A 355-nucleotide genomic window follows, 5' to 3' on the forward strand; every position below is an offset into this window, starting at 1 on the left:
GCGTGCCGTCCGATGCCCGCACAATCACGTCATAGACGTTGTTCGGCGTGCCGTCCGATGCCCGCACAATCACGTCATAGACGTTGTTCGCCCCCGAATCAGTCGGCGCTTCAAAGTTGGGTGCAGAGATAAAGCTCAGCACGCCTGTGCCTGAAACGATCGAGAACTTCGCGGCATCCGCTCCGCCGACGATGTTGTAGCTCAGCGTTTGCGCCGGCAGATCAGCATCGGTCGCCGCCACCGTCGTGACCGCCGTGGTGTTCTCCGCCACGTTGATCGAAGCCGTCGCACCGCCACCGTTGGAGGTGATCACCGGGGAGTTGTCGTTGACGCCCGTCACGGTTACCGCGATCGC

Annotated in this window: 1 protein-coding gene; it reads right to left on the reverse strand. The window is 62.3% G+C overall.

Annotated elements, in window-relative coordinates; genetic code table 11:
* Nucleotides 1-355 (reverse strand): cadherin domain-containing protein (locus AB4Z35_RS31365; RefSeq protein WP_442101348.1); only part of this gene is annotated, 355 nt, incomplete at both ends.

This window comes from Pseudomonas sp. KB_15, assembly GCF_052114525.1.
In the GTDB taxonomy this organism is placed as follows: domain Bacteria; phylum Pseudomonadota; class Gammaproteobacteria; order Pseudomonadales; family Pseudomonadaceae; genus Aquipseudomonas.